The sequence below is a fragment of the Flavobacterium cauense R2A-7 genome (assembly GCF_000498475.1).
Lineage (GTDB): Bacteria > Bacteroidota > Bacteroidia > Flavobacteriales > Flavobacteriaceae > Flavobacterium > Flavobacterium cauense.
This window is the reverse complement of sequence record NZ_AVBI01000019.1, coordinates 305,017-318,783: the sequence shown is the minus strand read 5'-3', so window position 1 is coordinate 318,783 and position 13,767 is coordinate 305,017. Positions and strand designations below refer to the sequence as shown.

Annotated in this window: 11 protein-coding genes; 3 read left to right on the top strand and 8 right to left on the bottom strand. The window is 36.8% G+C overall.

All coding sequences use genetic code 11. The features are described from left to right. Nucleotides 1–74 precede the first annotated feature (74 nt). Both FCR2A7T_RS11455 and FCR2A7T_RS11450 read right to left on the bottom strand, forming a co-directional pair. Nucleotides 75–383 carry a thioredoxin family protein gene (locus tag FCR2A7T_RS11455; protein ID WP_023571465.1) on the bottom strand — a complete coding sequence of 103 codons (309 nt, stop codon included), beginning with the start codon at nt 381–383 and terminating at the stop codon, nt 75–77. 97 nt (nt 384–480) lie between these two features. Next, nucleotides 481–1,116, bottom strand: coding sequence for a peroxiredoxin (locus FCR2A7T_RS11450; protein WP_023571464.1), 636 nt, complete (start codon nt 1,114–1,116; stop codon nt 481–483). A gap of 208 nt (nt 1,117–1,324) precedes the next feature. On the opposite strand from FCR2A7T_RS11450, the gene FCR2A7T_RS11445 reads away from it, so the two are divergent. Then, the gene (locus tag FCR2A7T_RS11445) at nt 1,325–3,265 is read left to right on the top strand and encodes an amino acid permease (RefSeq protein ID WP_023571463.1); all 1,941 of its coding nucleotides are present in this window, start codon (nt 1,325–1,327) and stop codon (nt 3,263–3,265) included. 54 nt (nt 3,266–3,319) lie between these two features. Here FCR2A7T_RS11445 and FCR2A7T_RS14830 read toward each other — a convergent pair whose 3' ends face one another. From FCR2A7T_RS14830 to FCR2A7T_RS11425, 4 genes are all read right to left on the bottom strand, one after another. Next, the gene (locus FCR2A7T_RS14830) at nt 3,320–4,051 is read right to left on the bottom strand and encodes a DUF3667 domain-containing protein (RefSeq protein WP_023571462.1); all 732 of its coding nucleotides are present in this window, start codon (nt 4,049–4,051) and stop codon (nt 3,320–3,322) included. 35 nt (nt 4,052–4,086) lie between these two features. Then, nucleotides 4,087–5,115, bottom strand: coding sequence for a DUF4421 family protein (locus tag FCR2A7T_RS11435; RefSeq protein ID WP_081709390.1), 1,029 nt, complete (start codon nt 5,113–5,115; stop codon nt 4,087–4,089). A 411-nt stretch (nt 5,116–5,526) separates the two neighbouring features. Continuing rightward, the gene (locus FCR2A7T_RS11430; protein WP_023571460.1) at nt 5,527–7,695 is read right to left on the bottom strand and encodes a S9 family peptidase; all 2,169 of its coding nucleotides are present in this window, start codon (nt 7,693–7,695) and stop codon (nt 5,527–5,529) included. Between the two features lie 171 nt (nt 7,696–7,866). Beyond that, nucleotides 7,867–9,072, bottom strand: a complete 1,206-nt coding sequence (locus FCR2A7T_RS11425; RefSeq protein WP_023571459.1) for an aminotransferase class I/II-fold pyridoxal phosphate-dependent enzyme — start codon at nt 9,070–9,072, stop codon at nt 7,867–7,869. 180 nt (nt 9,073–9,252) lie between these two features. On the opposite strand from FCR2A7T_RS11425, the gene FCR2A7T_RS11420 reads away from it, so the two are divergent. Then, a complete protein-coding gene (locus FCR2A7T_RS11420; RefSeq protein WP_023571458.1) occupies nt 9,253–9,711 on the top strand; it encodes an Lrp/AsnC family transcriptional regulator in 459 nt (152 codons plus the stop codon). Nucleotides 9,712–9,804: 93 nt separating this feature from the next. After that, nucleotides 9,805–11,208, top strand: a complete 1,404-nt coding sequence (lpdA, locus tag FCR2A7T_RS11415; protein WP_023571457.1) for a dihydrolipoyl dehydrogenase — start codon at nt 9,805–9,807, stop codon at nt 11,206–11,208. A gap of 312 nt (nt 11,209–11,520) precedes the next feature. Here the strand turns inward: lpdA and FCR2A7T_RS11410 are convergent, their stop codons facing one another. Together FCR2A7T_RS11410 and FCR2A7T_RS11405 are read right to left on the bottom strand one after the other, a co-directional pair. Beyond that, entirely contained in the window at nt 11,521–11,895 is a 375-nt protein-coding gene (locus tag FCR2A7T_RS11410; RefSeq protein ID WP_023571456.1) for a hypothetical protein, read from the bottom strand. A 57-nt stretch (nt 11,896–11,952) separates the two neighbouring features. Further along, complete coding sequence (locus tag FCR2A7T_RS11405; RefSeq protein WP_023571455.1) at nt 11,953–13,677, bottom strand: tetratricopeptide repeat protein; 1,725 nt, start codon at nt 13,675–13,677, stop codon at nt 11,953–11,955. Nucleotides 13,678–13,767 lie beyond the last annotated feature (90 nt).

Here is a 13,767-nt window from a genome sequence, read left to right as displayed (position 1 = left end):
ATCTAAATTATTAATTAACCAAGCTGTCTTATACATCTGACAGTCTGAAAATCTAAGAAGTCTAAGTGGTCTGACTAAACTATTTCGTTTACCAAATCCGTTAAAACTTCCGCTTTATTGGTTTGGGTTTCGTTTACCAGTTTTCCGTTTACGAAAGTCGCAAAAGTTGGTAAATTGGAAACATTAGCCAATTTTCTGGATTCCGGAGAATTTTCCGCATCTACAAGTACAAACGTAATGTTTTCTTGTTCCGTAGCCAGTTTTTTAAATTTTGGTTTCATGATTCGGCAGTTTCCGCACCATGATGCCGAAAATTGTACGACTACTTTTTCGTTGGAATCAACTATATTTTGAAGGGTGTCTTCGTTTAATTCTATTAACATAACGTACTATAGTTTAGGGATTAAAAAGAAATTCCAAACTTCAGGCTCATTTATGCAAACGAAATCCTGTTGTTTGGAATTTATAGGGGTTTACAAATTAGTTTTTGCTTAAGTAAGCAGCAGTACTTAATCGGTCAGCAGTCATTGCTTCTTTTCCGTTTTCCCAGTTAGCAGGACAAACTTCACCTTTAGTTTGAACGTGTGTATAAGCGTCGATTAAACGTAAATATTCAGCAACATTTCTTCCTAACGGCATATCGTTAACACTTTCGTGGAAAATTTTTCCAGTCTCATCAATAAGGTAAGTAGCTCTGTAAGTAACGTTTGAACCAGCAATTAGGTAATCTCCTGTTTCTTCGTTGAACTCTTCTTCAGCATCTAAAATTCCTAAAGCGGCAGATAAATTTCTTGTAGTATCTGCTAATAGAGGGTAAGTTACACCTTCGATTCCGCCATTGTCTTTTGCAGTGTTTAACCAAGCAAAGTGAACTTCGTTTGTATCACAAGAAGCACCGATTACGATAGTGTTTTTTGCGTTAAACTCCGGTAAAGCAGCCTGGAATGCGTGTAATTCTGTTGGGCAAACGAATGTAAAATCTTTCGGGTACCAGAATAATAATACTTTTTTGTTGTTTTTTGTAGCTTCTTCAAGAACGTTGATTCTTAAGTTATCACCCATTTCTGAAATTGCATCTACGGTAATGTTTGGGAATTTTTTTCCAACTAATGACATAATTTATCTGTTTTTAAAGATTATTAATTTTTATGCTGCAAAAATAGCCATAAGAATGTATCCTTTATATTATGTTTGATTATAATTTTTTATGTAATGATAAAGAATCCTTATTAGAACCTTGTTGATACAATTTTAAAAGTAAAAGATTAATTATACAATTGGTTTCATATATTTGTTTCCCTATTAAAAAAACAAACCTTTTTTTATGTCATTTTCCAATTTATTCAGAAAAAAATCGGTCACCGATATTTTAGCTCAGGTTGCTAAAAACCAATCGGATGGTCATAATTCACTTGGGAAACACCTTACGGCCAGAGATTTAACGGCCTTCGGAATTGCTGCAATCATTGGCGCCGGGATTTTCAGTACCATTGGAAAAGCCAGTTCTGATGGCGGTCCTGCAGTTATTTTTCTGTTTATTTTTACAGCTGTTGCCTGTAGTTTTGCGGCATTCGCTTATGCAGAGTTTGCTTCAATGGTGCCTGTTTCCGGAAGTGCTTATACGTATTCCTATGTGGCTTTCGGAGAAATTATTGCCTGGATAATCGGATGGGCTTTGATTATGGAATATGCCATTGGAAACATTACTGTAGCCATTTCATGGAGTGATTATTTTACCGGATTGCTCGAAAGCGGCGGTATTCATCTGCCGCAGTGGATTCAAATGGATTATTTATCGGCAACCAAAGGATATGACGAAGCAGTTGCTTTAATGCAGGGCGGAAAAACTTATGAAAATCTGAGTGACAGTTTAAAAATGGCACACACGGCCTGGACAACATCGCCTACAATAGGTTCTTTTCATTTAATTGCAGATTTACCAGCGCTACTTATCATCATATTGATTACTTGGTTGGTTTACAGAGGAATGAAAGAATCCAGAAATGCGAGTAACCTTATGGTTGTCGTTAAGCTTTGTATCATTTTACTTGTAATAGCTGTTGGTATTTTTTATGTGGATACAGAAAATTGGACCCCATTTGCACCAAACGGAGTATCGGGGATTTTAAAAGGAGTGTCTGCGGTCTTTTTCGCATACATTGGTTTTGATGCCATTTCAACAACGGCTGAGGAATGTAAAAATCCACAACGTGATTTGCCTAAAGGAATGATGTGGGCCATCATTATATGTACGATTCTTTATGTGATTATTGCGTTGGTACTTACGGGAATGGTTAAGTACTCTGATTTGAATGTTGGTGATCCGTTAGCCTTTGTTTTTGATAAATTGAATCTGAAATGGATGTCGGGTATAATCGCCGTGAGTGCTGTTGTAGCAATGGCAAGTGTTTTACTTGTTTTCCAAATGGGGCAGCCTCGTATCTGGATGAGTATGAGCCGTGACGGTTTACTTCCGAAAAGATTCTCTAAAGTACATCCTAAATACAAAACGCCTTCTTATGCTACTATCGTAACCGGTTTTGTGGTGGCCATTCCGGCTTTATTCCTAAACCTAACCATGGTGACAGATTTATGCAGTATCGGAACGTTGTTCGCATTCGTATTAGTTTGTGCGGGTGTGTTGGTGTTACAGAATAAAAAAGACATTCCGAGAGGGAAATTCAAAACGCCTTATGTGAATTCAAAATTCGTATTTCCTTTATTGATGGTGGTCGGACTGATAATTGCCTTCACACAATTTAAAGAAAACACCATGAATTTTATCACTAATGAAAAGCAAATTAACGATGCTACCACGATTGTGACTTCATTAGATGAGAATCAGGCAAAAGAAGTCTTCAAGTATCTTACAACGATAAAAAGCGATAACAAATCAACAGATTTAGAGGAATTGTTAAGTGAAATCAGTGAAGATGAAGCGGTGTATAAAACGGTTGTTGAAAACATGCCTATCGATACTTCCCTGAAATATGAAAGCGGTTTTGCACTATTCAAACACAAAATTCCGATGTGGATTTTCCTAATTTCATTGCTAGGGTTCGCCGTTTGGTCATGGAAACAAAACTTATCGCTTATTCCGTTATTAGGATTAGTAAGTTGTTTGTACATGATGGCCGAATTAAGTGTATGGAACTGGATTTATTTCACAATATGGTTACTGATAGGGTTGAGTATTTATTTCGGATTCAGTCACAAAAACAGTAAGCTGAATTACAATAAAATCGAACCAACAATAGAAGATTAAATAAAGAATCCCGAGTTAACGCTCGGGATTCTTTGTTTTAGAATCTTAATTATTTTAACCAACTATTGTCATTATTATAAAAAGTATAATTACCATTAAGAGGTAGCTGATTGCATAACTTGCCAAGGTTAAAAAGAATGATTTTATTTTGGAGAGTAGATTAAAAAACTGTGAGTAGCAGGAATACATTAGTAAAATATCAATAACTGTGAGTACTTCAGTTGTTAGCGAAAATCCTTTTTGAGTATGAAAGAAATAAAATACCGGCAAAAAGAGTAAATGAACCGTTAATCTTTGTACGGCTGCAAACGAATTTAAAACAACGTGTTCCGTATAATTATAATCTTGTTTTCGAAATACGACAAATGAAGCTACTGAAAATATCGGAACTGTCGCCAGTGTCACAATAGAATAATGATTGAAAATCCATTCGTTAAGTTGATTGCTGTCAATCTTTGAGAAAGAACTGGTGTCGTTGAATTCGAATAAGTTGATATGAAATAAATGGTATACCAATGCATATAAAGTTGCCATCAGAATGGTTAAGGAAATTGGCTTAAAATGATTTATTCTTTTTCCCTGTATGTATTCCCGTATAGAATGTCCCGGGCGAGTGAAAAGTTGCTTGTTGGTATATAAAATGCCTTTGTCGAAATGAAACAAACCATGCTGTATGTCGTGCCATAAAAAATGGAGATTAATTTCGTGCGTCTCAGCCGATTGTCCGCAATTATTACAAAAATTTCCGGTGAATAGGGTTCCGCAGTTCTTGCAACAGTTTTCCATCTTTTAAAATTTTATAGTGAAAATAAAATAAATTCTTATTGTTTCTTAATGTTGGAGTTAATTTTTTTAATTGACTTCTGTTCTAAAGCATCAAACTTTTTCAAATACTTATCAGGAACTTTAAATCGATATCCAAGGAAAAATTCAAAGAATGTTTGTTGATCTTTGACACTTATATTTGAATCAATTTTATGATAAAACGAATTGATATCCGCCGAAATTCCGCTGTAAAACTTAGGAGAGTTATAGCCTATGGCTAGCTTAAATTCGGTTTGGTATGTAATTCCGTCAACCGCTTTACTAGGTGTGTCGTCATCATAGACAACTCCTGTATAATTATAGCCGATTCCACCACTTACACCTCCAGACAGTAGTATTTTTTCAAGTATTACCCAATTATAACAATATGCAGGAGCTATGGCAATATCATAAATGTTGTTACTGGCCGGTGTATTATCGGATATCCTTGTGTAATAATAGCTAAGAGTGGGGACAAAACTTCCGGCGCTTTTTTTCTGCCATTCGTTTTGTTTAAATACCGCTCGGAATGAATAATTAGAATTAAAAATATACGAAGTACTTCCGCCCATTTTGGAAACTTTAAAATCAGGAAAAATGATATTGTCACCGCTTATTCCAAGATCGGAAACAGCTACATAATAGCCGGTTGTTTTAGAATACTGAATATTTTGCATCCATTTTTTATGATACAAACGCGTACCGATATTAAAAAATTTAGTAGTACCGTTTTCAGCATCGTCATTGTTGAATTTTATAAATTTAGGAGTATAAGCAATATCTATTTCAATGAACCGGAATAGGAAAGTAAAAGTCGATTTTAGTTTTTGATTTGGGGTAAGATTGAATTTAAGATTATTGTTTTTATCATTCAATGTATAGGAATTGAAATTATTACTGAATCCTATTCGGGTAGTGAAATAATCATCATAATATTCAATGAATTCATCAGATGTGTTATACTTAGCAATAGAATCGTTTACTTGAGCATTTAAAGAAATGGTCCCCAACAATAGCAAACTGTAAAAAACATTAATTGTCATCATCCAATAAAATTAATAAAAAGTATTGATTTTGAGCATGATGTGTAAGAAATGTTCACAGAGTATAGCGTATGAATGTAACATCAGACATTTTATATCCAACGTAAATTTCTGCAACGGCTAACTATTCTTCTGCAACGCTCAACTTTCCTTCTGCAACGGCTAACTATTCTTCTGCAACGCTCAACTTTTCTTCTGCAACGGCTAACTATTCTTTTGCAACGGCTAACTATTCTTCTGCAACACTCAACTTTTCTTCTGCAACGCCCAACTTTTCTTCTGCAACGTCTAACTTTCTTTTTGCAGCTGATTAAATCATCTGATTCTCATTGTTTAGTTATTTGTTTACTACATAAAAAAATCCGCCCTGTTTTCACAAGACGGATTTTCTAAATATTTAACGTTCCAAGAAGTCTATTTCTTCAAATGCACATTAAAGTAATCGGCTACTTTTGCATACAAATGAATACGGTCTTTACCACTCACATTGTGTTCGTGATTAGGGTATAAGAAGTAATCCACTTGTTTCCCGGCTTTAATACACGCTTCAATAAAATTCATGCTGTGTTGTTGCACCACCACCGGATCCTGAGCACCATGAATCACCAATAATCGTCCTTTAAGGTCTTTGGCTTTATCCAATAAAGAGGTTTTTGCGTACCCTTCAGGGTTTTCCTGTGGCATATCCATATAACGCTCACCATACATGATTTCGTAATATTTCCAGTCGATTACCGGTCCGCCGGCAACACCTACTTTAAATACATCGCTGTGGTTGATCATCAACGAAGTGGTCATAAATCCACCAAAACTCCATCCGAAAACTCCAATTTTATCAGCATCCACAAACGATTTTGATTTAAGGAATTCTATACCTTTCATTTGATCGGCCATTTCATTTACACCTAAATTTCTGTGGTTTACATCGCAGAATTTCTTTCCGCGAGAATCACTTCCTCTGTTATCCAAGGTGAAAACAACGTAACCTTGTTGTGCCATATAATAATCGAAGTAGCCTCCGCCACCCATCCAACGGTTGTTCACCAATTGTGCGTGCGAACCTCCGTAAACGTATAGCATTACAGGATATTTTTTCGTAGCGTCGAAATTACCCGGATAGATAATTCTTCCGTTAAGCGGCGTTTTTCCGTCGGCGGAAGTAATCGTAACCAATTCCATTTTCGGCATGTTGATTTTTCCGGTGAACGGATTGTCGGCCTTAACTAAAGTGGTCGCTTTTTTCGATTTCACATCGATAACCGAAATCTCATTCGGAGTCGTTACGTTGCTGTATTGGTCTAACACCATGGTGCCGTCATCTGAAACCGAAGCCGTGTGCATTCCCGATACAGAAGTCAACTGAACCGTTTTACCGGATTTGATGTCTACCTGATACAATTGCTTGTCTAAACCATTATTGGCAGTTCCCAAGTAATTGATTTTTGTGTTTTTAGCATCAAAACCTAAAAGTTCTTTAACCACTACGTCTTTATAACCTAAGTTTTTCAACAGTTTTCCATCCGTATTGTACAAATACATTTGGTTGAAACCGTAAAAGTCTGTTTGATAAATAAACTGACTTGGGTTGTTCGGAACAAAAGTTAAAGCATGCTGTGGTTCTACCCAAGTGGAAGCTTTTTCTTCAAATAGAGTTTTTACAAATGCTCCGGTTGCAGCATTGTACTTGTTGAATTTCAAATGATTCTGTTCACGGTTCAATACTCCGATGAAGATGTATTTTCCGGTTGGCTCCCAAGAAACCATTGTTAAAAATTGTTCTTTTGGTTCACCGGTTTGAACGGTTACTTTGTTTCCGGTTTTGGTATCGTAAATTACAAGGGTAACTTCCTCACTTTTCATGCCGGCCATCGGATATTTGATATCCTTGTTCACCGCTTCACGCTCGTTCCAGTTGATGATAGGGTAGTTGCCCACCATGGTTTCATCTTTTCGGTAATAGGCTAATTGGGTTCCGGCTTCGTTCCACCACATACCGCGGTCGATTCCGAATTCCTGACGGTGTACATAATCCGAACCGTTTACAATGGCAGGATTCTGATCGTTCGTTACCTCGATGATATTTCCGTTGGAAGTGATTCTGATGTTGTTGTCTTTCAGCCAGGCTACATTTCCGTTGGAAGCGAATTTCGCCTGAGCACCTTCGTTGGAATAGGTTACCACGTTGGTGATTTGTTTGGCAACCACATCGTAGGTTACTTTATAATTGTTCTTCTTTCCGGCAACTTCCGTTTCGAACGTGTTAGCAGTTTTCCAGTCGATTGCGAAAGGGAATGTTCTTACCGTGAATTCGTCAGTAGTAATTTTTGATTTCAAAGCGGCTTCAAAATCAGCTTTGGTGGCCAAAGGCGTTTCTTTCCAGGAAGTAGCGGCGCTCTTTTCGAATAAAGTTGAAAAATCGGAACTTAAATACGTAACCGATTTCGAATTTTTACGCCATTGTTGTGCTGTTTGTGTGGTTGGAGCATATTTTCTGCCACCCATTACCGTTTCTTCTATGGTGAAGTTCTGTTGGGCAAACGCTGCAGAACCTGCCAATAGAAAGCATAAAGTAAATTTTTTCATTAATTTCTGAATTTTAAAGGACTAATTTATACAAAGTTGAATTCCTATTGTGTTAAGAAACTCAAAATTTATTTGACACATCAATTAGTTACAATTTTCTTCGATTTGTTACATAAAAAAATCCGCCAATGAATTATCAAAAGCGGATTCTTAACTAAAAAACTAAAAAACTTAATTTAAAATCGAAAGTTCCTTCATACACGCTTTCATCATGTTGTAGGTTCTCTCAATATCGTTATCCAAACCGATGGAGAAACGAATCAATCCGTCAGTAAGGCCCATTTCTTTTTGTTCGTCAAGCGGAATTTCGGAAGAAGTTGATGTTCCCGGTGCACTGAATAAGGTTTTGTAAAACCCTAAACTTACCGCCAAATAACCCAAATTTCGTTGTTGCATTAATTCCATTAATTCGTTGGCTTTGTCTAAAGAACCAACGTCGATTGTCATCATTCCTCCGAAACCGTATTCCGGATTGATCATGGTTTTGTAAATCTCATGACTTGGGTGTGATTTTAATCCAGGGTAAACCGTTTTGATTCCGTCCGCCTCAAATTTCTCTGCTAAAAATTGTGCATTGTGACTGTGTTGTTTCATACGAATGTGCAACGTGCGAAGGTTTTTCATCACAGATGCCGAGCGTAAACTGTCCATTGTCGGACCTAATAACATACTGGCACCGCTGTTTACGTTTTTCAAATCGTTAATGAAATCCTGAGATGCACAAACCACACCACCCACAGTATCACTGCTTCCGTTGATGTATTTTGTTAAACTGTGAATTACGATATCCGCACCCAATTTCGCCGGCGCTACAGATAAAGGTGAGAAGGTATTATCTACAACCAATTTCAGATTGTGTTTTTTTGCGATTTTAGACAATGAAGCGATATCTGCAACCTCTAATAATGGGTTACTTACCGTTTCGCAATATAAAACTTTAGTGTTTGGAGTAATAGCAGCTTCCACAACATCTAATTTTGTGATGTCAACGAAAGTCGTGCTTACGCCCATACGTGGAGCGAAGTTTTTCAAAAAGGCATACGTTCCACCGTAAATAGTACGACTTGAAACGATATGATCGCCGTTTCCGCACAATTGTAATAAAGTAGGCGTGATGGCGCCCATTCCCGAAGCGGCTACGTTTGCAGTTTCGGTACCTTCCATAGCGGCTAACGCTTTATCTAAGTATAAATTACTCGGCGAAGAATGACGGGAATATAAATAACAGCCTTCCGCATTACCTTCGAACGTATCGAACATTGTTTTTGCTGAAAGGAAAGTGTACGTTGAACTGTCGGAAATAGAAGGGTTTACACCTCCAAATTCACCGAAATATTGTAAATCCTGAATTCTGTCTGCCGGATTAAAATCTGCCATAATAATAAATTTTTAGTAGGTTGTTAGTAGTTATATCGAAATCAAAATAAGGTTATTCTGGAAAAATAATCAACAGATGAATTGATAATTAGATAATAAATCTATTAAATGTTATTTTTTAAGATTAAATGTGAATTCAATTTGTTAAATTTGACTCGTAAACCAAAAAATAATCTTCCGATGAACTTTGACGCTATCGATAAAAAACTTTTAAAACTGTTGCAAATCGACAGTAAGCAGACTACCAAAGAGCTTTCCATGAAATTGAATCTTTCCGTAACAGCGGTGTATGAGCGCATCAAGAAGCTGGAAAAAGAAGGGATTATTTCCAACTACGTCGCTTTGGTAAACCGGAATAAAATTAACAAAGGTTTTGTGGTTTTCTGTCATCTTAAATTACTGCAACACACTAAAGAATTCATCAATCAGTTTGAGAAAGAAGTGGTGCAGCTAACAGAAGTTTTAGAGTGTTTCCATGTGAGTGGTGATTACGATTACATTCTGAAAGTCTGCGTAAAAGACATGGAAGAATACCGTGAATTTATGGTGACCAAACTAACAACACTGCAGCACATCGGGAGTACGCACAGTACCTTTATGATTGGGGAAGTGAAAAACACGACAATTTTCGAAATTTAAGGAAGAAATAACTTAAATAGGAACTTCTTACTAAACAAAATTCCTTAATTTTGTCACTCGAAATTTTTAAAAACACAACATAAATCAGATACTATGAGTGCATTTGACGTAGTTATTATAGGTTCAGGTCCCGGTGGTTATGTAGCGGCAATCCGTTGCGCACAGTTGGGAATGAAAACAGCGATTATCGAAAAATATTCAACCCTTGGAGGAACTTGTTTAAACGTGGGATGTATTCCATCGAAAGCCATGTTAGCTTCTTCTCATCATTATGAAGAATTGCAACACTTTGCCGATCACGGAATTGAAGTTTCCGGAGAGGTAAAAGTAAATCTTCAGAAAATGGTTGATCGCAAACAAGCGGTTGTAGATCAGACTTCTGGAGGTGTGAAATTCTTAATGGACAAAAATAAAGTTACTGTTTTTGAAGGCGTTGGATCATTCGAAAATGCTACTACAGTTAATGTAACCAAAGCTGACGGTTCTGTAGAAAAATTAGAAGCTAAAAATGTAATTATCGCTACAGGTTCAAAACCATCGTCTTTACCTTTCATCAAAATTGATAAAGAAAGAATCATCACTTCTACTGAAGCTTTAAAATTACCGGAAGTGCCTAAACACCTTGTAATTATTGGTGGTGGTGTTATCGGTTTAGAATTAGGTCAGGTATACTTACGTTTAGGAGCTCAGGTTTCTGTTGTGGAATTCATGGACAGAATTATTCCGGGTATGGACGGAGGTTTATCGAAAGAACTAACCAAAGTGTTGAAAAAACAAGGCATGAAATTCTACACTTCACACAAAGTTCAAGCTGTGGACAGAGTAGGTGAAGGTGTTGTAGTAAAAGCAGAAAACGCTAAAGGAGAAGTAATTACTTTAGAAGGAGATTACGCTTTAGTATCAGTAGGTCGTCGTCCTTATACAGACGGATTAAACGCCGACAAAGCCGGAGTTAAAATTACCGAAAGAGGTCAGGTGGAAGTAAACGATCATTTACAAACAACGGCTTCTAACATTTATGCAATTGGTGACGTAGTTCGCGGTGCCATGTTAGCACACAAAGCGGAAGAAGAAGGGGTAATGGTTGCTGAATATTTAGCCGGACAAAAACCACATATCGATTATAATTTAATTCCTGGTGTTGTTTATACTTGGCCAGAAGTTGCTGCAGTTGGTAAAACCGAAGAGCAATTGAAAGAAGCCGGAGTGGCTTACAAAGCTGGAAGTTTCCCATTCAAAGCTTTAGGTAGAGCGCGTGCAAGTGCTGATATCGAAGGTTTTGTGAAAATTTTAGCCGATGCAAAAACCGATGAAGTTTTAGGAATCCACATGATTGGCGCAAGAGCTGCTGATTTAATCGCGGAAGCTGTTACAGCAATGGAATTCAGAGCGTCTGCAGAAGATATTTCAAGAATGTCTCACGCGCATCCAACATTCGCAGAGGCTATCAAAGAAGCAGCATTAGCAGCTACAGATAACAGAGCATTACACGTGTAATACTGATTACAATTACTATAAAACCCGTACCGTTGTTCATAACGGTACGGGTTTCTTTTTTTATAAACGTATAATACATCCAATCGTAAAATCACTAAAAACAGTGATGCAATATCACTAAATTTAGTGATAACTAAAGTCGTATATTATGTTTTAATTTGCGTACATCATCAATTTTAATAGTAATTAAGGGTTGGTTTTAATAGTAGTTAAAGTTAGTTTTAAAATTTAAATTATAGCTATAAATGTACGTATAGTTATAATTGCCACAATTTCAAATCTTTATCAACCCTTTTTTTCTTTTTTAAGTTGTTATGCTTTAAGCAATTCTTTGTAGCTACTCCAATTTCTGTAAATCATAAAAATATTCCCAAGAAACAGAAAGGCACCTGCACCAATATTGGCCGGATCTAAAAAAAGATGAACTAATATAATATTTACAGATACAGGCAATAAAACCAAATTGGCCAAGCGAACGAACTTTCCGGAAATAAATGCCAATCCGCAGAGCAATTCTATTCCTTTTACAAAATTCATTAAATAACCTGAAGCTGCTAATCCTTCATTAAAAATTTTAAGATTACCTGTAATTTCAGGTTCCGGAAAAAGCTTTAAAAAATAGGCGATTGAGGCAAATAAGAGTAATGCTCCCATTAAAATCCGAACAATAATAGTGGCTATTTTCATTTTAGCTGTATTGGTTAGTCACTCAAATTTAATAAAATAAATTTAAGCTAAAGTGTTTCACTTGACTCTGGAAGTCGAAATTTTCACATCAGCAGTAGCCCAACTTTTTGCAATCAGTTGTTCCATTTCTGCGACCTTCTGTTTGTTTCCAAGCTTTTCATAGGCCAGTTTCAATCCGTGATGCGCCCAGCCGTTTTTGGGAAATTGTTTTAAATCTTCTTCATAAACTTTAATGGCATCGTTGTATTTTCCGGCTTCGATGAAGACTGCTCCCAAGTGGTGTCGTACCGAGAAAAACCAATCCGGTGGTTCGTTATAATTCAGACCATCTTCAATCGCAACTGCTTTTTGCAATAAATGAATGCTTTGTGTATAATTTTTTTCGGAGGCTAAAATTTCCGCATTTAGCACTTTTGCAGCAATATTCACAATCGAACTCATCGAATTGATTTGCCAAATGGTCATTTTTTCCAAATCTTTATCGTTGGCTAAAACTTCTAAACGAATTAATTCGGCTTTGGCATTTCGTAAATCGTTTTTACCTAAATAAGCCATTCCTCTGGCATAATGCGAAATGGCTTTGGGATATTTCAGTGTATCGGAAACCAGTTTCATTTTCAGAATAGCATCCCATTTTCCAAACTTTACCGCCACGAAATACGGAATCACATAATAATGCTGTAAGGTTTCCAATCCCGGTAAAATCATGTTTTTCGGATGTACCAATTTTGAAGTTTCGGTAGCACCCAACATAGCCCATTTCGAATTGCCTTCTAAAGTCGCCGTTCCTGCCATAAAATGATAATTATGAGGATAATATCCAATCGGATACGCCCCTTGCGCGTGACACATTGTAACATAAGCACTGTCTACTTTACAGGCATTAATATTGGCAATTGTACCTTTATGATAATCACCGGTTCGGATGTAAATATGTGACGCCATGTGTGTTAAATGTCCAAACGATTTCGCATTGCCATCATCAAAGAACTTGGCTGCAGCATAACCGCGTTGCGGCGTATTGGAAGCTTCCACCGCATGAATATAAAAATGGTTGGCGCCAATGTGTTTCGGATCTTTTTTGAGGATTTTTTCAAACAGTCCAACGATTTCCGGAGTCCAAGGTTTTGGTTTTCCGTTTTTCTCGTACAAATCCCACGGGTGCAAATCCATCACCGATTCTGCAAAGAGAGCATTAATATCGTTATCACCGGGGAATCTTGCGCTGACAGCTTTCATCGCATTCGAATAAGCAATATCTAAATCCTTTCTGTCTTCAACAGGCTTTTCCACATATCTTTTTGATAGTGCATTAATCAATGCTTTTTCATTTTCGGAAGCTTTATCACTAAGTTTTAATGCGGTTTGTATGGCTTTATAAGCTCTTTCATAATTATCGGGTTCCATACCGGCATTGTAATTCGGACCCAACACATAAGTAAATCCCCAAAAACACATGGCACATTCAGGATCCAATTTAGTGGCATAGTAAAACGAACGGGCTGCTTCTGCATGATTAAAACCATACGCCAACGCCAATCCCTGATTGAAGTATTTTTGTGCTTCCGGATTTTTAGTGGTAATCTTATAGTTAATCACATCCATGCCTTTGAAAAGCGGTGCTTTTTTATCCGAAGTGTACCAGGCAGCATCCACAACAGGCGGTGCACAACTCATACTGTTCATCCCAATGATTGGTTTTTCCTTGGTAACCGGAGTGTCTTTTTTGCAGGAAAGCAATAGGGCAGATGCAAATATCAGAAGGAAAATTACTTTTTTCATGATTGCAACTTTTAGTTGATAAAACATATAAAGTTACTTAAAATCAATGAGTTGTGTGTGTTTTTTTGAAGCGAATCGGTAGTGACTTAT